Consider the following 18,409-nt stretch of genomic DNA (forward strand, 5'->3'; position numbering starts at 1 on the left):
GAAAATCAGCGGACGTCGGAGTCGACCCAGTCGAACGACTTGGTGACGGCCTTCTTCCAGTTGCGGTACTCGCGCTCGCGCTCGTCGGCGTCGAGCTCCGGCGTCCAGCGCTTGTCCTCGGCCCAGTTCGCGCGGAGCTCGTCCAGGGACGACCAGTAGCCGACGGCCAGACCGGCGGCGTACGCGGCACCCAGGGCGGTGGTCTCGGCGACGACCGGGCGCACGACCGGCACGTCCAGCACGTCCGCCTGGAACTGCATCAGCAGCTCGTTCGCGACCATGCCGCCGTCGACCTTCAGCTCGGTCAGCGGCACGCCGGAGTCGGCGTTCATCGCGTCCAGCACCTCGCGGGTCTGGAACGCCGTCGCCTCCAGCACGGCCCGCGCCAGGTGGCCCTTGTTGACGAACCGGGTCAGGCCGACGACGGCGCCACGGGCGTCGGAACGCCAGTACGGGGCGAACAGGCCGGAGAACGCGGGCACGAAGTACGCGCCGCCGTTGTCCTCGACCGTCCGCGCGAGCGTCTCGATCTCCGGCGCGGAGCCGATGATGCCGAGGTTGTCGCGCAGCCACTGCACGAGCGAGCCCGTGACGGCGATGGAGCCTTCGAGCGCGTAGACGGGCGCCTCGTCACCGATCTTGTAGCAGACGGTGGTGAGCAGGCCGTTCTTCGAGGCGACCTTCTCGGTACCGGTGTTCAGCAGCATGAAGTTGCCGGTGCCGTAGGTGTTCTTCGCGGTGCCGGGCTCGTAGCAGGCCTGGCCGAACGTCGCCGCCTGCTGGTCGCCGAGGATGCCCGCGATCGGCACGCCCTTCAGGACGCCGCCGGGGCCGCCGGTGCCGTAGACCTCCGAGGACGAGCGGATCTCGGGGAGCATGGACACCGGGATGCCCATCTCGCCCGCGATCTCGGCGTCCCACTGCAGCGTGTCGAGGTCCATCAGCATGGTCCGCGACGCGTTGGTGACGTCCGTGGCGTGCACACCGCCGTTGGGGCCGCCGGTGAGGTTCCACAGCGTCCACGTGTCGGTGTTGCCGAACAGCAGGTCGCCTGCCTCGGCGCGCTCGCGGGCGCCCTCGACGTTGTCGAGGATCCAGCGGATCTTGGGACCGGAGAAGTAGGTCGCGAGCGGCAGGCCGACCTTGGCCTTGTAGCGGTCGGCGCCACCGCCGAGCGCCCCGAACTCGTCGACGATCGCCTGGGTGCGGGTGTCCTGCCAGACGATGGCGTTGTAGACGGGCTCACCGGTGTTCTTGTCCCACACCACGGCCGTCTCGCGCTGGTTCGTGATGCCGACGGCGGCGAGGTCGCCGGTGTTGAGGTCGGCCTTGGCGAGCGCCTGGCCGATCACGAACCGGGTGTTCTCCGAGATCTCGACCGGGTTGTGCTCGACCCAGCCGGCTCTCGGGAAGATCTGCTCGTGCTCCTTCTGACCCACGGAGACGATGGAGCCGCTGTGGTCGAAGATGATCGCCCGCGTGCTGGTGGTGCCCTGGTCGACGGCGAGAACGTACTGCGTCATCGAAGCTGTCCTTTCGGGATGGTCAGGTCAGAACGCGAGCGAGGCGACGACACCGGCGAGCGCGCCACCGATGACCGGGCCGACGACGGGAACCCAGGAGTAACCCCAGTCGGAGTCCTTCTTGCCGGCCACACCAGTCTTGGCTGCCTCGCCGTCGGTGCCCTTGTAGGACAGCGGGAGCAGGGCGTGCGCGATGCGCGGGCCGAGGTCGCGAGCCGGGTTGATCGCGTAGCCGGTGGGGCCGCCGAGGGAGGCGCCGATGCCGACGACGAGCATCGCGACGGCCAGCGGGCCGAGCTGGGTCGGGGTCTTGCCCAGGGCGAGGACCACGAAGACCAGGACGAACGTGCCGATGACCTCGCACACCAGGTTCCAGGTGTAGCTGCGGATCGCCGGGCCGGTGGAGAAGACCGCGAGCTTGAGGCCCTCGTCGGGCGTCTCGTCGAAGTGCGGCTTGTAGGCGAGCCACGCGAGCACGGCACCGAGGAACGCGCCGAGGAACTCACCGGCGAAGTAGACGAGGGTCGAGGTCACGCTCACCGGCACGCCGGGGGCGAACTCGTCCGCGCCACTGGTGAGGATGCCGATCGTCACGGCGGGGTTGAGGTGCGCCCCCGACTTGTACGCGATGTAGACACCGGCGAAGACACCGAGACCCCAACCGAAGTTGATCAACAGCCAGCCGCCGTCGAACCCCTTCGACTTCGCGAGCAGCACGTTGGCCACCACGCCCGCACCCAGCAACAACAAGATGCCCGTGCCGAGCAACTCGCTGAGGAACACTGTCCCGAGACCCACGCTGGCCTCCCATTCGTCCTTGAACGGCTGATCACCCCGTGGTGATTGACGCGGAACGTAATGAGCGGCGTCACGCCTGCTCAACGGGCACGTTTCGACAATGTCGACACCTGCGACCCCCGAAAGTGTGACCAACCGGTCACGCTGCGCGCAGACAAGGCGTTTCAGGCTCGTGTCCAGGGGTGACGGTCGCCCCAGCTGTTCGACATTGCCGACACGGGTCGTCTCAATTACGTTCTTCGCGTGCCGGGACCCATCCAGTCGATCGAACGAGCCGCAGCCGTGCTGCGGCTCCTGGCGCGTGGCTCGGGCCACCACGGTCTCACGGAAATAGCGGACTCGCTCGGTCTCGCCCGCGGCACCGCGCACGGGATTCTCCGGACGCTGCAACGGGTCGAGTTCGTCGAGCAGGACCAGGCGACGGGCCGCTACCGCCTCGGCGCGGCGCTGCTGCACCTCGGGACGTCCTACCTGGACGCGAACGAACTGCGTTCTCGATCGATCAACTGGGCCGACACGCTGGCCGCGCGCAGCGGCCAGGAGGTCAGGATCGGCATGCACCACGACGGCGCCGTGCTCGTCGTGCACCACGTGTTCCGGCCCGATGACTCCGTGCAGACCCTGGGCATCGGCGCGATGCTGCCGCTGCACGCCACCGCGCTCGGCAAGGTGCTGCTCGCCTACGACCCGGACCTGTCGGCGGCCGCACGCCGGCGGGAGCTCACGTCGCTGACGCGCAGGACGATCACGCGCGCGCAGATGCTGGAGCGGGTGCTGACCGAGGTGCGCGCGCAGGGCTGGGCGGGTGAGGCGGAGGAGTACATGCCCGGTGAGGCCAGCATCGCCGCGCCCATCCGCATCCCCGGCGGCCTGGTCGTCGGCGCGATCGGCATCTCCGGCGCGGCCGACCGCCTGTGCGACTCCGCCGGGAGGCCGCGGCAGACGCTGGTGCGCCAGGTCGTGCAGGCCGCGGACTCCGTCACCACTTCGCTTGTCGACGAGAACTGAGGGGCTCGCCGTGCAACGGTTCGTAATGGCGATCGACCAGGGGACGACGTCGACGCGCTGCATCGTCTTCGACCAGAACGCCCGCCTGGTCGCGGTCGCGCAGCGCGAGCACCGCCAGTACCACCCGCGGCCCGGCTGGGTCGAGCAGGACGCGGTGGAGATCTGGCGCAACGTCGACCGGATCGTGCCGCAGGCGTTGCGGCAGGCGGGGATCGGCGCCGAGCAGGTCGTCGCGATGGGCATCACGAACCAGCGCGAGACGTTCGTGCTGTGGGACCGCCACACCGGCGTCCCGGTCGGCCGCGCGATCGTGTGGGAGGACATCCGCACCGAGGAACTCGTCGCGTCGCTGGGGAAGCAGCCCGGCATCGAGGAGGTCCGCGACCGCTGCGGCCTGCCGCTCGCGACCTACTTCTCGGCGCCGTCGCTGCGCTGGATGCTCGACAACACCGCCGGGCTGCGCGCCAGGGCCGAACGCGGCGACGTCCTGTTCGGCACCATGGACACCTGGCTGATCTGGAACCTCACCGGCGGCGTCAACGGCGGCCTGCACGTCACCGACGTGACCAACGCGTCGCGGACGATGCTGATGAACCTCTCGACGCGGCAATGGGATCCGATGCTGCTGGAGTTCTTCGGCGTGCCTTCGGTGGTGCTGCCGGAGATCCGCCCGTCGACCGAGATCAGCGGTGTCACGACGCGGGTGGTGCCGGGCATCTCGATCACGGCGGCGCTGGGCGACCAGCACGCGGCGCTGTTCGGGCAGACGTGCTTCGAGAAGGGCTCGATCAAGGGCACGTACGGCACCGGCGGCTTCCTGCTGATGAACACCGGTGACGAGCTCGTGCGGTCGAAGCACGGCCTGCTGACCACGATCGGCTACCAGATCGGCGGGGAACCGGCGTACGCGCTGGAGGGCTCGATCGCCGTCGCCGGGTCGCTGGTGCAGTGGTTCCGCGACAACCTCGGGCTGATCCACTCCGCGCCGGAGATCGAGACGCTGGCGCGCACGGTGAAGGACAACGGCGGCTGCTACATCGTGCCGGCGTTCTCGGGCCTGTTCGCGCCGCACTGGCTCGCGCAGGCGCGCGGGCTCGTCGTCGGGCTCACGTCCTACATCAACAAGGGCCACCTGGCGCGGGCCGTGCTGGAGGCGACCGGCTGGCAGACGCGCGAGGTCGTGGACGCGATGAACGCCGACCTCGGGGCGCCGACGCCGGTGCTGAAGGTGGACGGCGGCATGACGGCCGACCACCTGCTGATGCAGTTCATCGCGGACGTGCTGGACATCCCGGTGCAGCGGCCGCTGGTCGCGGAGACGGTGTCGCTGGGCGCCGCCTACGCCGCCGGCCTCGCCGCCGGGTACTGGCCGGACCTCGAGGGACTGCGCCGCAACTGGCACCTGGCGGCGCGGTGGAACCCGGTGATGGACGCGCGGTACCGCGAGTCCGAGTACGCGAACTGGAAGCGGGCCGTGGAACTCACGTTCGCGTGGGCCCGCTCCAGCCCGTCCACTTAGGAACGCTGCTTGCGCACCCAGGCGGCCACGTCGTCCGCCTCGATCGGCAACGCGTCCGAGAGGACGTCCGCGCCGGTCGAGGTGACCACGAGGTCGTCCTCGATGCGCACGCCGATGCCCCGCAGCTCCGGCGGCAGCGTCTCGTCGTTGGGGTGGAAGTACAGGCCCGGCTCGACGGTCAGCGCCATGCCGCGCTCGAGGATGCCCTGCTGGTAGGTCTCCTGCCGGGCGTCGGCGCAGTCGTGCACGTCGAGGCCCAGGAAGTGCCCGGTGCCGCAGACGATGTAGCGGCGGTGGTGCTGACCGGACGGGTCGAGCGCCTTGTCGACGCTGACCGGCAGCAGCCCCCAGTCGTGCAGGCCCTCGGCGAGCACGCGCATGGCGGTGTGGTGGAAGGCGCTGTAGTCGTTGCCCGGCCGGACCTCGGCGAGCGCCGCCACGTGCGACCTGTGCACGAGGTCGTAGACCTGGCGCTGCGGCTCGCTGAACTCACCGCTCACCGGGAACGTCCGGGTGACGTCGGCGGTGTAGAGGGAGTTCATCTCCACGCCGGCGTCGAGCAGCAGCAGGTCGGCGTCGTTCACGCGGCCGTCGCAGCGCGTCCAGTGCAGCACCGGGGCGTGCGGCCCGGCGGCGACGATCGAGGTGTAGCCGGGACCCTTGCCCTCGGTGCGGGCGCGGCGGTCGAACGTGCCCTGCAGCCACCGCTCTCCCCCGCCGCGCACGGCCTGGCCGAGCTCCATGGCGACGTCGGCGAAGCCCTTGACGCTCGCGTCGACGGCCTGGCGGAGCTGCTCGACCTCCCAGTCGTCCTTGATGCGGCGCAGCTCCGCGAGAACGGTGCGCAGCTCGTCGCTGTGCGAACCGGTCAGCGCGTCGAGCAGCGGGTCGACGCCCTTGGCGACGAGCGTCTCGGGGTGGCGGCCGCGCAGGACGTTCGCCAGGTCCTCGAGCGGACGGGCCGTGACGCCGAGCGCCTCGCCCCACTCCTTCGGGCCCGCCGCGGCGCCGATCCAGAACGGGCTGCGGTCGGCGTCACCGAAGAAGTCGACGCTGTGCGCCTCGGACGGCACCGGCACGAACAGGGTGGCGTCGTCGTCGCACAGCACCAGCACGGCGCCTTCGACCTGGCAGCCGGTGAGCCACACGAAGTCGCTGTCGGCGCGGAACTCGTGGAACGTGTCGTTGGACCGGACGTGCGCACGCCCCGCGGCCAGCGCGATCCGCTTGCCCGGCAGGGCCTGGGTGAGCCTGGCGCGGTGCGCCCGCGCCGCCTCGGCCGTGCCCGCGGGCAGGTCGACGGAGCTGTCCCACTCGCCCCAGCCGTCGCGGATGTAGGTGCGGAACCCGTCCGCGTCCACCAGTTTCGCCATGTCGCGGCGTGTCCGAGCCAATTCGCGTCCTCTCAGAGCGGTCCTGCCTGCCACCCTCCCTCCTCCCGGAGGGGTCTCGCCACTCCCGAACGGGGATAGCCTCAGGCTATGGAACTGGAGATCCGGCACCTGCGGGCCGTCTGCGCCATCGGCGACGCGGGGAGCCTCTCGCGCGCCGCCACGCAGCTCGGCATCTCCCAGCCCTCGCTCACCACCCTGCTGCAACGCGTGGAACGCCTGGTCGGCGGCAAGCTCTTCGAACGCGGCCGCGCGGGCGCCGAACCGACCGCCCTGGGCGCCCAGATGCTGCAACGCGCCCGGCTGCTGCTCGTCGAGCTGGACGCGTTCGGCTCCGACATGGTCCAGCGGGACGGGCCCTCCCGCCTCGGCTCGGTGCACATGGAGTGCGTCGGCCCGCTGTACACGCGTCTGGAGCAGGTGCTCGACGACATCACGCTCGTGGTCGACCCGTCCTCGACGGGCCTCGCGCTGGCGCTGGCGAACGGCCACCTCGACGCGGCCGTGATCGCGGTCGACGAGGAGGGCGACCTCGGCCTGCCGCGCGGGGTGGCGCAGCGGGTCGTCGTGCCGTGGGTGCCGGTGTTCATCGCCCTCCCCGCCGGTCACCGGCTCGCCGACCGGCCGGAGGTGGAGCTCGCCGACCTCGCCGGGGAGTCGTGGGTCGGCCCGCCGGGCGCCGAGGACGGGTCGCTGACCGCGTTGAGGGCGGCGTGCCGCGCCGTGGGCTTCGTGCCGCGGATCCGGTTCGAGATGCCGAGCGGGGCGGGCCGGCAGCTGATCGCGGCGGGCAAGGCCGTGCAGCTGGTCGAGCCGACGTCGCAGGGCGGACCCGGGGTGGTCGTGCGGCCGCTGGCGGGGGCGCCGCTGCGGATGCGCCTGGTGTTCGCGTGGCGGCGCGAGCGGCTGACCTGGAACCAGGCCAGCCGCGTGTTCGCCGAGGTGCTGGGGGCCTACGCCGAGCAGGCCCTGGCCAGCCCGGTGTTCCGGCCGTGGTGGCGGGAACGCGGAGCGGCCCTCACGGCATCCGGCTGAGCTCCGTCAGCCCAGCGCGCCGAGCCAGCCGTACCAGTCCGCGTCGTACCGGGTCCCGACCACCCGCGTCAGGTGGTCCCTGGCCCCGGCCCAGTCCCCCGCGCGGTAGTCCGCCAGCACGGCCGCGACGTCCTCCGGGTGCCTCTCCAGCAGGTACCGGACCGCCAGGTACCCCCAGTTGTAGACCCGCGTGGCGTCGTGGTCGTAGGTGGTGTCGAAGAGCGCGCTCAACGCGTACGTCTTCTTCTTCGCCTCAGCCAGCGCATCGGCGTAGACCTCACCCCGGTAGCTGTACGAGAGGTGCTCCGCGAAGCCCTCGATCCACCACACCGTCGGCGTGGTCATGTTCTCCTCGAAGTCGCCGTGCAGGTCGTACCGGCCGTCGAGGTAGTGGGTGTACTCGTGGTTGAGGTTCCAGATCGCGAACGACGGCAGCCAGTCCGCCTCGTGCGCGATGAACCGCGCCTGGTTCATCGCCGGGTCGCCCTCGAGGTACATGCCCCCGTTGTTGGTGGAGATGCCGAACAGCACACCGGCGTACGTGCGGTAGTCGTCGCCGGTGTCGAAGACGACGACTTCGAGCGAGGTGTTGCCGTCCCCGGCGACGGGACCGGGATCGCGCACCACGCGGTGGAAGACGGCGTCCTGCCCGGCGAGCGACGCGCACGTCCGGCGCAGCTGGGCGGGGGTCAGCTGCTGGGCGCGGATCCTGAGCGTGGCGCTGCAGGTGTGGCGGACGGTGAGGACGCGGCGGTCGATCTTCGCGCGGAAGTCGCAGGTGCCGTAGCGGCGGCAGTTCGCCTTGTCGTACCAGTCGACCATCTCGGCGACGCCCACCCACAGCGGCGCGAGGCGCCCGACGACGTCACCGCGGCGGGCCAGGTCCACGAGCAGCGGACGGGCGGTGAGCGCGATGTCGTTGTGCCGCAGGAACCTGCCCAGCTCACGGGTCGCGTTGTGCACCAGGTACTGGCGGCCGGTGCCGAAGAAGTCGAGGTGTGCCAGGACGAACCGGCGCAACGCCCGCAGGACCTCGGTGTCGGCCCGCACGGCCGCGAGGAACTCCGGATCGCCGTGGCCGTGGTAGAGCAGGAGCATGCCGGCGTGCACCGCGTCGTCGTCGGCGCTGGTGTAGTTGTCCAGCAGCACCGTCAACGCGCGCAACTCGGCCGGGTAGTCGGCGACGGCGGCGTGGATCACCGGCTCGGGGGTGTCGTGGTGCAGGTTCCGGGCGATCTCCGGCGGCAGCAGCGGGCTGTTCGGCGAGCCGGCCTGAGCGGGAGCGGCGTGTGCCGACGCGGGAGCGAGCAGGCCACCTAAGAACGCCAGGACCAGGGCGAACGATCTCATCGGGTTCCTCCGCAGGGTTCGAGGTGCCCTAGAGCGTCACACCGCCCGCCGTCCCGCGAGCATCCCTTCCGCTCATAGCCCACTGCTATGGGACACCCGCCGGGCCTACGCGGGCTTCCCCGGCTCGGCGAACAGCAGGTGCCGCACCCGCGCGGGTCCCTTGGCCAGCTCCCGCGCGGCCTCCTGGTTGTGCTGGTCCACGACCGTGCCGCGCTCCACGTGCTGGCGCAGGTGCTCCTGCCAGGTCGCCACGGTGAAGGTCTCCAGGAACGTCCCGGGCTGCTCGGTGTCGCGGAAGAGGCCCCACATCGTGGCGCCGGTGCGGCGGCGTGCCCTGCCGACGCGCTGCATCGCGTCGATGAACGCGTCCTCGTTCTCCGGCGCCACCGGCCACTCGACGGTGACCAGCACCGGTCCCGCCCCGCTGTCGGTGATCTCCGGCGGCTCCTCCCAGTAGGTCGCCGGGCTGACGTCGAGCGGCCTGTCGTTGAGCGGCAGCCACTTCGACGCCGCGAGGGCGAGCACGACCATCGCCACCGCGGGCGCGATCATCGCGACCTTCAAGCTGTAAGCGTCCGCGATCACGCCCCACACCACGGCGCCGAGCGCCTGCCCGCCCATCAGGATCAGCTGGTAGTAGGCCAGGGCGCGGGCGCGGGTCCAGGCCGGCAGCAGCACCTGCGCCGTGGCGTTGAACGTCGAGAGCGTGGCGATCCAGCACGCACCCGTCAGCAGCATCGCCACGATCACCAGCGCGAGGCTGCCGGTCAGCACGGCGGTGCTCGTCGAAGCCGCGTAGACGCATGTCGCGAGCAGCACCATCCGGTTCTTGCTCATGCGCCGCAACAGCTTCGGCACCACGAACGCGCCGCCGATCGCGCCGGCGCCGACGCTGCCGAGCAGCACGCCGTACCCGCCGGCGTCGAGCCGGAGCGGACCGCGGGCGATCGCCGGCAGCAGGGCCCACAGGCCGCTGCCGAACACGATGAACAGCGCGAGCCTCGCGAGCACGCGCCGGAACAGCGGCGAGCTCGCCACGTACCGCGCGCCCGTCCGCATCGCGGTCGTGATGTGCTCGGTGCCGAGCGGGCGGTGGTCCGACGGCCTCTTCCACCGCGCCAGCACGACCAGCACGCCGAGGAACGAGACCGTGTTGAACGCGAACGTCGCCTCCGAGCCCGCCAGCGCGATCAGCAGGCCGCCGAGCGCGGGACCGATGGCGCGGCCGACGTTCATGTTGACGCCGTTGAGCAGCGCGGCCTGGGGGATCTCCTCGCGCGGCACCAGTTCCGGCTGGATCGCCTGGAACGACGGCATCGACAGCGCCTGACCGACCGCCATCAGGGCGAGCAGCCCGAGCAGGCTCGCGGGCGTCGCCCTGTCCGTGCCCGCGAGGAGCATCAGGCCCCCCGCGCCCGCGAGCATCAGCGCCTGACCGGTGATCAGCACGTGCCGGCGGTCCAGGATGTCGCCGAGCGCTCCGGACGGCACCACGAGCAGGAACACCGGCAGCGTCGTGGCCGTCTGGACGAGCGCGACCTGCAGGGCGCTGCCCCCGAGGTCACCCATGAGCCACTGGGCGCCGACCGTCTGCGCCCAGGTGCCGATGTTCGAGGCGAACTGGGCGATCCACAGCGCGCGGAACGCGCTGCGGCGCAGAGGCGCCCATGCGGAGGCTGTCACCGTTCGATCTTCACACTCACGGGTCCACATCGCCGAGCGTTCGTTTTGATCAACACTGAAGTTATCGAGCGTCATGGAATCAGGGTTGGATGACCATGCCTTCGGTGACGGCTCGCGTCATTCACCCATCCCCCCAAAAGTATGTGAGTTACGTCACGTCAGACTGCTCGGAATGCCCGGCCGGGCCTCGGAACGGCACCCACACGCCGACACGCAGCGCAACTCGAGAACGGTCCCCGATCCAGGTCGCGCCAGGGTCCTTCCAGGCCAAATGACATGAAAGCGGGCCGATTGCGGGCAGTGCGACGGACTGCGGACATTCCGTCTCAACCGGGTACGCAATCCCACAATGACGAACGTCCGCCCCATTCCTGCCCGATACTGCGCGCAAAGCAGGTAGAGCAGAAAGGTGCCGAGCACTCGTGATCACGCCCCAGTACTTGCTGTCGACCCGCGAGTTCGAAGTGCTGTGGCAGACGCTGCGGCTCGGCAGGATGCCGTACCCGCTCGACGTGCCCAGCGAAGGAGCTACGGAGAGCGAGCTCAAAGCGTTGCGGGACAGGACGATCGCGGACCTGCGGAGCCGCGGGCTCGCCGATGACCCGCGACTCGAGGACCTGCTGCGCCTGCTCGGCGACCACGACGTGTCCGTGGACGCCGTCGCCGGGCTCGACCGGACCGTGCGGGCACTGGCCGCCTCCAACGGCGACCAGGGCGTGCTGGCCGTGATCGACGGCGACGGCGTAGGCCTGTCCGAGATCAGGCCCACCGCGCTGGCCCGCGAGATCGTGCGGGTCCTGCCCGACGGCGTCGCAGGTCCCGGCAGCGCGCTGTCGGTGCGGCTGGAGACGTTGCAGCAGGCAGTGGCGCTGCAGGAGGCCGAGCAGGAAGAAGAGTTTGAGGACCCGTGGGGTGCCGCGGACGACGAACTCGACGACCGCCAGGCGCTGCTCAGGGCCGGGTTGTCCGCACAGGACGCGCGCCAGCTCGACGAGCTCGCGGCGAACCGCGTGGCGGGCGGCCAGTTCGGCGTGACGCACGGCCGGCACCGCGCCGACGTGGTCATCAACTGGTTCGACACCCACCAGGGCCGCTACCTCATGGTCCGCTCCGACGGGTGGCTCAGCCTCTCCCCCACCGACAACGACCGGATCGCCACGCGGATCGACTCCGTGCTGGCGTGACCGCCCGGAGGGAACTGATCAAAACGGGCAACGCGGACGTACTCTCCCGAGTTCGTCCGCGTTCGTTCGCGCGTTGACAGATTCATCCGATCCGGTGATGGACGAACCTGTGCACGACCAACCTCAAGACAGCCCTAAATTCCCGATTTCATGCACTGTGATTTGAGTCACAGCGCCCTCGGTCAAGGGCCGTTCCAGTGAACCGAACAGAGGTCGGATGCCCGAACGGGCAACAGGCCGAGAGCGCTCCCACAACCTGCGCAAACGATCAGGTCTGTTACGGTACGTTCACCTGGAGGTGGCCCGTTTCCCTCCGCCGCAACGCTTTGTGGTCCCAGGTCTCAATTGGTGAATCACCTGCGGCAAAGCGCGCGATGCGCGAAAAGACCCTTGATACTGCCCGCATGTACATCGTCGGTGACAAAGAGGCTGTCCCGCTCGGCGAGACCGTCTCCTCGGGTCAGGTTCAGCTCGACCCGGCAGCGGGCGAGGAGCTGCGCAAGCAGTTCCAGGCCCAGATCGACCAGGTCGACTCCTGGATCGAACGCGCGACCAGCAGCATCGCCCGACCGGCTCCGCTCGGAGCGAACCCGGTCGGCGACAAGATGCGCGACAAGTTCACCCACCGCGCCGAGGGCGAGCAGTACTCGTTCGTCAGCGTCATGACCGCGTACCGCACGGTTCTCGAGCAGACGAAGAACTCGATCGTCGAGGCGATCGAGAACTTCACCCGCCTCGACGAGGACCAGCAGGCCGAACTGAAGAAGCACATGGGTAACAGCTGATCTTGTGGCCAGCTGATCCAACGACGTGAGAGGCGAGCCGGTCATGCCCCCCGAGACCGACCCGAGCGACATCGAGAACGTCCCGGTCCTCACGGACCCGCAGAACTGGGCGTCTCGTTCGCACCAAGAGCTTTACGCCGCGGTGCACAACAACAACGACCCCGGTCAAGCCGGCCAGATCAGCTCCGACTGGGGCAAGTACGGCAACGAGCTGACCGAGGCGGCGCGCACCATCAACTCGGTCATCGCCGCGTCGGAGTCCAAGTGGACCGGTGACGCCGCCGAGGCCGCCCGAGCCGCGATGAAGAAGCTCGGGGACTGGGTCGACGAGACCGCCCGCACGGCGGTCGAGGTCGGCACCAAGGTCGCGGACCAGGGCCGCGTCATGGAGAACGCCCGCGCGCAGATGCCCCAGCCGATCCAGTTCGACTGGAACAAGGCCGCGGCCGCGCTCTCGCAGCCGGGCACTCCCGCGTTCGTGCTGGCCTCCGCGGACATCGCGCAGGCCAACCACGCCTCGCGCGCGGCGCACGAGCACGCCGTCGCCGTGATGACCGACATGGAGACCAACTCCCGCCAGATCGACTCGACGACCCCGGCCTTCAAGCCGCCGTTCAACCCGAACACCGGCCAGGTCGAGCAGCCGGTGATGGCGATGCAGCGCATGGGAGGTGTGCCCACGCTCAACGGCAGCGCGGACGCCCTCATGGCGACGCACGCGCAGAGCGGAGCCGCCGTGGCCGCTCCGCCCTCCCCCACGGGTGCCGGTACCGGCACCGGAGCGGGCGCGGGTGCGGGCACCGGTGCGGGTACCGGCACGGGCACCACGACCGGGACCCAGCCCGCCGCGGCGGCCTACACGCCGACCGCGCCCGGCTACACCGGTGCCGGAACCGCCGGCAGCGGTGGCGGTGGCGCCGGTGGTGGCGCGAACTACACGCCGCAGATGCCCGGCTACAACCCCGGCAGCACGAGCACCAACACCGCGGCGGCGTACACGCCGACCGCGCCGGGCTACACCCCGCAGCTGGGCGGCAACTCCGGCAGCACGTACACGAGCGGCAGCGGTGGCGGTGGTGGCGGCAGCAGCTACACCCCGACCGCGCCGGGCTACACGCCGCAGCTCGGCGGCACCGGCACCGGCAGGTCCGGGGGCGGCCAGAACCAGAACATCCCCAAGGCCCCGGTCGTCGGCAGGAACGTCGCGAACCCGAACTACACCCCGCAGAACCCCGGCTACACGCCGCAGAACCCCAAGGGTCCCGCGGCCTACACGCCGACCGCGCCCGGCTACAACGGTCCCGGCGGCGCCGGTGGCGGTGCGGGCGGTGGCGCCGGCGGTGCCGGTGGTGGCGGCGGCATGAAGGGCGGCCCGATGCCTTACACCCCGCAGATGGGCGCGGGTGGCGGTGGTGGTGCCGGCGGCGGCGGTGCGTTCGGCGGTGGCGCGGGTGGTACCGCGGGTGCCGGTGGCGCGATGCAGTCCGGTGGCGCGGCGGGTGTCCAGAACGCGGCCCGCGGCGGCATGCCGATGGGCATGGGCCCCGGTGGCGCCGCGGCGGCCGGTGCCGGCATGGGCGCGGGCGCGCCCATGGGTGGCGCTCCGGGCGCCGGCGGCAGGGGCGAGGAGGACAAGGAACACCGCTCCGCCAGCTACATCATGGGCGGCGACCTGTTCGAGGTCCCCGGTGAGAACCTGCCCCCGTCGGTGATCGGTGCCGCGAAGGTCAAGAAGCCGAAGGGGGCCGAGCCCGCGTGATCACGCCTGAGTTCCTGCTCACGCCGCGCGAGTTCGACGTCCTGTGGCACTCGCTGGACCTCGGCAGCGTGCCCTACCCGCTGGACGTGCCCAGCGAGGGCGCGACGGAGCAGGAACGCCGTGTGCTGACCGAGACGACGCTCGAAGAGCTGCGCTCGCGCGGTCTCGTCGACAACGAGCGCCTCGAAGGTCATCTGCGGCTGCTCGACGACCACAAGGTGTCCGTGGACGCCGTGGCCGGACTCGACCGCACGGTGCGGGCGCTCGCCGTCTCGAACGGCGAGCGCGCCGCGCTCGCGATCATCGACGACGACCGGGTGGGGCTGCTCGGGATCCGGGAGACCGGCATCGCCCGCGAGATCGTCAAGGTCCTGCCCGACGCCGTGCCCGGACCGGGCACGGCGGTGAACGTGCGGGTCCAGTCCCTGCAGGACGCCGTGGCGCTGCAGGAGGCCGAAGGGGCCAAGTCACCGGACGACCTGTTCGGCGAGGGCGGGGTGGACGACCAGGAGGCGCTGCGGCAGGCCGGTCTGTCCGCCCAGGACGCCAAGCAGTTCGACGAGCTCGCCGCGAACCGCGTCGCGGGTGGCCAGTTCGGCGTCACCCTCGGCCGGGAGCGGTCCGGGGTCGTCATCAACTGGTTCGACACCCACCAGGGCCGTTACCTGATGGTCAACTCGGACGGCTGGCTGAGCCTCTCGCCGACCGACAACGACCGCATCGCCACCCGTATCAACGCTGTGCTCGCGTGATCTGACGCGTCTCAGTCGAACCGCCGCCGCCGGAGGACCGTGTGAACCCCGCGAACCCCACCCAGTGGGTCGAAGAGTACGAGGCCAAGCTGGCCGACCTGAAGAAGAAGTCGGAGGACCTGACGGAGAACTTCGCGGCGGCCTCCGCCACCGTGACGTCGAAGGACGGCTCGGTGACCGTCACGGTGGGTCCGAACGGCGGCCTGCAGAACCTGCAGCTCGGGCACCGCGCGGTCGAGCTGGGCGCCGCCCGGCTCACCGCGGCGATCCTGGAGACGGCGCGGCAGGCCCAGAAGCAGGCCGCGCTGCAGGTCCTGGAGCTGTTCAAGCCGCTCGGCGAGGGCACCGAGGCCTACCAGATGGTCTCGGACTCCATCCCGGACGACGAGGACGCCGAGGAGACCGGCGACACCTACGACGAGATCGACGACGAGCCGGAACCGGCCCCTGCGGCACCGCCGGCGTCCCGGCCCGCGGCGGCTCCCCAGCCGCCGCCCGTCCGCGGCAGGTCCCGCGCGGACGACGACGATGACGACGACAACCAGCCCTGGTAAGGAACAGCGATGACCGCGCCGGAAACTCCCATTTCGTCTCCTCCCGGGATGAAGATCACCGAGGAGAACAAGCTCAAGGGCTCGCTGTTCATCGAGGCCTACGGCAGTCTCATCGACGGCATCAGCAAGGACGCCGAGAGCGAGACCGAGAAGGCCCTGGACATCACGTTCAACGCCATCGGCGCCGCCTCCGCCACGGTGATGCTCGCGATCGACCCGCTCGGCAGCATCATCGGCGCCGGTGTCGGCTGGCTGATCGAGCACGTGTCGTTCCTGCGCGACGCCCTGAACCAGCTGATGGGCAACCCGGAGGAGATCCAGGCCAACGTCGAGGCCAACAAGGCCCGCGCGGCCGAGCTCCGGGTGCTCGCCGAGGACCACAAGAACGGTCTCGCGACGTTCGACGGCTGGACCGGTCAGTCGTCCGAGCGCTTCAAGACGTCCATGGACGGCATGTACCAGGAGCTCGACGAGCTCGCCAGCGCCGTCGAGAGCAAGGCCAAGATCGTCGCGATCATGGGCATGCTCGTCACCGTGCTGCGCGACATCGTCCGCGACCTGATCGCCCAGCTGATCGGCTCGCTCATCGGTGGCGCGATCCTCGCCGCCGCCGCGATGATCCCGACCTTCGGCGCCTCGATCCCGATCTTCATCGGCTTCGCCGTCGGCAAGGCCGTCGCGCTGGGCGTGAACATCGCCGCGCGCGTGGCTCGCGTCGTCGCCGCACTCGGCCGCCAGTTGAAGCGCATCGGCGACCTCGACGAGATCATGGCGAAGATCAGCAAGGGCTGGGAGCGCTTCGAGAACTCCGCCGACGCCGCCGAGATCATCTACGAGGGCTACAAGGCCCAGGACGGCGTCAACGACAAGATCGACGAGGCGGTCAAGGCCAACCAGGGCGGCGGCGCCGGCGGTGGCGGCGGCACGGCTCCGAGTGCCACTGCCGGTGAGACCCCCGCGGACGGGACCGGCACCGCCACGGCGACGCTGCACAACTCGGCACGCCTCGCCGACGCCGAGCCGGCGCAGGCCCGGATGGCGATGCAGACGGCTGAGCCGCTGCAGCCGACCCACGCCGTGCGCGCGATGCAGGCGGAGCCGCTGCAGCCGTTCCACCGCGCCGAGCCGATGCAGCCGTTGCAGCCCATGCAGCGCGTTGAGGCGATGCAGGCGGAGCCGATGCAGGCCGCCCACGCCGTGCGGGCCGTGCAGGCGGAGCCGTTGCAGCCGTTCCACCGCGCGGAGGCGGTGCAGGCAGAGCCTCTGCAGCCGTTCCACCGCGCCGAGCCGATGCAGCCGTTGCAGCCCATGCAGCGCGTCGAGGCGATGCAGGCAGAACCGATGCAGGCAGTGCACCGCACGGAAGCGGCTCAGCCGTTGCAGCCCATGCAGCGTGCCGAGGCCGTTCAGGCGCCCATGGCGTTCCAGCGCGCCGAGGCGGTCCAGGCCCCGATGGCGTTCCAGCGCGCGGAGGCCGTGGAGGCGCCCGTGGCGTTCTCCCGCGGCGTGGCTTCGGACTCGACGATGGTGTCCGGCGTCAGCATGACCTCGGGCGGTTCGATGCACGAGGCCGTGCAGCCGATGCAGGCGCGTGAGGTCTACACGAGCGCGGACACGCCGTCCGAGCCGTTGCAGCAGGCCACGGCCTACGAGCCGCTCGCGCGGACGCAGATGTCGCACGCGTACGACGCTCTTGAGCCGTCGCAGCCGCGTGAGGCCTACTACGCCTCGCGCATCGAGGCCGAGCCCGCCGCTTACGAGAGCGTCAACCCGCTCATGGCGGACGAGCCGTTGCGCCCGGCCGCCGCGTTCGAGGTGGAGGCCCAGGCCGGCGGTGCGGCGGCGGAACCGCTGCAGCCGACGTTCCAGCGTTCCGTCCGGCCGACAGAGTAAGTCCAGCCAACGGCCGGGATCCGAGATCCCGCCTCGTTCTGACGCAGTACTGGAGAAGCACCGCTCATGGCCAAGGGGAACGTCAATCCCAACCCGTCGCCGAACCCGGCGGCGAATCCGGCGGCGAACCCACCCCCTTCGGCGCCACCGAGCGGCACCGGCACGGGCGGTGGTCCCACCGGCAACAGCGGCTACTCCATGAGCGACTCCTCGATGCAGGGGTTGCAGAACAAGGCGGGTGACCTCGGGTCCCGGCTGGCGAGCATCTCGAGCGGCCTTCGCGGCCTGAACTTCAGCGGCAACGCGCTCGGCCCCATCGGCCTGTTCGCGGTGCCCGCGCTCAACGCGTCCAACGACAACGCGGTCGCGCAGGCGGACAGGGGCGCCAAGGCGTTCACCGACGTCCAGTCCGGCCTGAAGGCCACGCACCAGACGTCGACCACGACGGACACCAACCAGGGCTCCAACTTCCGCTCGATCGACCCGAGCACCAACGCGAAGCCGCCACCCGGCGCCACCGCGCCGCCCCCCGGCCTGAACACGTCGGGCGGCAAGGTCACCGGTCCGGAGTCGATCAAGGGAGGCGGGAACTTCACCCCGGGCCTCAACGCCCAGGGCGGCCCGAAGCACACCGGACCGCAGGCCGTGAAGGGCGGCGGGAACTTCACGCCGGGCCTGAACGCGCAGGGCGGCCCGAAGGCCACCGGTCCCGACGCGCTCAAGGGCGGCGGGGCCAACCCCGGCTCGAACCTGAACACGCAGGGCGGCGGCGGCAAGGTCAACCCCGCCCAAGGTCCCAAGGGTGGCGGCGCGGGCTTCACGCCCAGCCTCGGCCCCGCTCCGGGCGGCGGCAAGGTCGGCGACGTCCAGGGCCCCAAGGGCGGCGGCGCCAACCCCGGCTCGAACCTGAACCCGCAAGGTGGCGGCGGCAAGGTCAACCCCACCCAGGGCCCGAAGGGCGGAGCGGGCTTCACGCCCAGCCTCGGCCCCGCTCCGGCAGGTGGCGGCAAGGTCAACCCCACCCAGGGTCCCAAGGGCGGTGCCGGTTTCACGCCCAGCCTCGGCCCCGCTCCGGCCGGCGGCGGCAAGGTCAACCCGACCCAGGGCCCCAAGGGCGGCGCCGCCTCGTTCACGCCGAGCCTCGGCAAGCCGCCGGGCGGTCCCGCGGCCGGTGC

General features: G+C 70.9%; 14 protein-coding genes and 1 pseudogene. 10 read left to right on the forward strand and 5 right to left on the reverse strand.

Features of this window, described 5'->3' with window-relative positions:
- Window positions 1-5 precede the first annotated feature (5 nt).
- Window positions 6-1,523: a glycerol kinase GlpK gene (gene glpK / locus L6E10_RS11640; protein WP_236219512.1), complete on the reverse strand. Its 1,518-nt coding sequence runs from the start codon at window positions 1,521-1,523 to the stop codon at window positions 6-8.
- A gap of 27 nt (window positions 1,524-1,550) precedes the next feature.
- Complete coding sequence (locus L6E10_RS11645; protein WP_236219513.1) at window positions 1,551-2,321, reverse strand: MIP/aquaporin family protein; 771 nt, start codon at window positions 2,319-2,321, stop codon at window positions 1,551-1,553.
- A 243-nt stretch (window positions 2,322-2,564) separates the two neighbouring features.
- Here L6E10_RS11645 and L6E10_RS11650 point away from each other — a divergent pair, with 243 nt between their 5' ends.
- Both L6E10_RS11650 and glpK (L6E10_RS11655) read left to right on the forward strand, forming a co-directional pair.
- Entirely contained in the window at window positions 2,565-3,329 is a 765-nt protein-coding gene (locus L6E10_RS11650) for an IclR family transcriptional regulator (protein ID WP_236219514.1), read from the forward strand.
- 25 nt (window positions 3,330-3,354) lie between these two features.
- Window positions 3,355-4,848: a glycerol kinase GlpK gene (gene glpK / locus L6E10_RS11655; RefSeq protein ID WP_236219526.1), complete on the forward strand. Its 1,494-nt coding sequence runs from the start codon at window positions 3,355-3,357 to the stop codon at window positions 4,846-4,848.
- Here glpK (L6E10_RS11655) and L6E10_RS11660 read toward each other — a convergent pair.
- Complete coding sequence (locus L6E10_RS11660) at window positions 4,845-6,221, reverse strand: aminopeptidase P family protein (RefSeq protein ID WP_236219527.1); 1,377 nt, start codon at window positions 6,219-6,221, stop codon at window positions 4,845-4,847. The two genes, glpK (L6E10_RS11655) and L6E10_RS11660, sit on opposite strands and share 4 nt — an antisense overlap.
- A 108-nt stretch (window positions 6,222-6,329) precedes the next feature.
- Between L6E10_RS11660 and L6E10_RS11665 the strand changes: the two genes are divergently transcribed.
- Window positions 6,330-7,274 (forward strand): LysR family transcriptional regulator, encoded by a 945-nt coding sequence (locus tag L6E10_RS11665; RefSeq protein WP_236219515.1) that lies wholly within the window; start codon window positions 6,330-6,332, stop codon window positions 7,272-7,274.
- A 6-nt stretch (window positions 7,275-7,280) separates the two neighbouring features.
- On the opposite strand, the gene L6E10_RS11670 is transcribed toward L6E10_RS11665, so the two are convergent.
- Complete coding sequence (locus L6E10_RS11670) at window positions 7,281-8,624, reverse strand: collagenase (protein WP_236219516.1); 1,344 nt, start codon at window positions 8,622-8,624, stop codon at window positions 7,281-7,283.
- A gap of 105 nt (window positions 8,625-8,729) precedes the next feature.
- Window positions 8,730-10,307, reverse strand: coding sequence for an MFS transporter (locus L6E10_RS11675; protein ID WP_236219517.1), 1,578 nt, complete (start codon window positions 10,305-10,307; stop codon window positions 8,730-8,732).
- Between the two features lie 422 nt (window positions 10,308-10,729).
- Between L6E10_RS11675 and L6E10_RS11680 the strand changes: the two genes are divergently transcribed.
- The 7 genes and pseudogenes from L6E10_RS11680 to L6E10_RS11710 form a co-directional block, all read left to right on the forward strand.
- A complete protein-coding gene (locus L6E10_RS11680) occupies window positions 10,730-11,491 on the forward strand; it encodes an ESX secretion-associated protein EspG (RefSeq protein ID WP_236219518.1) in 762 nt (253 codons plus the stop codon).
- 404 nt (window positions 11,492-11,895) lie between these two features.
- On the forward strand, window positions 11,896-12,276 hold the full coding sequence (locus L6E10_RS11685; protein ID WP_090097133.1) for a hypothetical protein: 381 nt from the start codon (window positions 11,896-11,898) through the stop codon (window positions 12,274-12,276).
- Between the two features lie 43 nt (window positions 12,277-12,319).
- A complete protein-coding gene (locus L6E10_RS40275) occupies window positions 12,320-14,035 on the forward strand; it encodes a PPE domain-containing protein (RefSeq protein WP_275676415.1) in 1,716 nt (571 codons plus the stop codon).
- Window positions 14,032-14,787, forward strand: a complete 756-nt coding sequence (locus L6E10_RS11695; RefSeq protein ID WP_236219519.1) for an ESX secretion-associated protein EspG — start codon at window positions 14,032-14,034, stop codon at window positions 14,785-14,787. Before L6E10_RS40275 ends, L6E10_RS11695 begins: the two co-directional genes overlap by 4 nt.
- Before the next feature lie 41 nt (window positions 14,788-14,828).
- Window positions 14,829-15,341 carry a YbaB/EbfC family nucleoid-associated protein gene (locus L6E10_RS11700; protein WP_236219520.1) on the forward strand — a complete coding sequence of 171 codons (513 nt, stop codon included), beginning with the start codon at window positions 14,829-14,831 and terminating at the stop codon, window positions 15,339-15,341.
- Window positions 15,342-15,389: 48 nt separating this feature from the next.
- Entirely contained in the window at window positions 15,390-17,234 is a 1,845-nt protein-coding gene (locus L6E10_RS11705) for a hypothetical protein (RefSeq protein ID WP_236219521.1), read from the forward strand.
- Window positions 17,235-17,300: 66 nt separating this feature from the next.
- Window positions 17,301-18,409 (forward strand): annotated as a pseudogene (locus L6E10_RS11710) (hypothetical protein); the annotation flags it as partial.

The sequence above is a fragment of the Lentzea sp. CC55 genome, from assembly GCF_021056325.1.
Lineage (GTDB): Bacteria > Actinomycetota > Actinomycetes > Mycobacteriales > Pseudonocardiaceae > Lentzea > Lentzea jiangxiensis.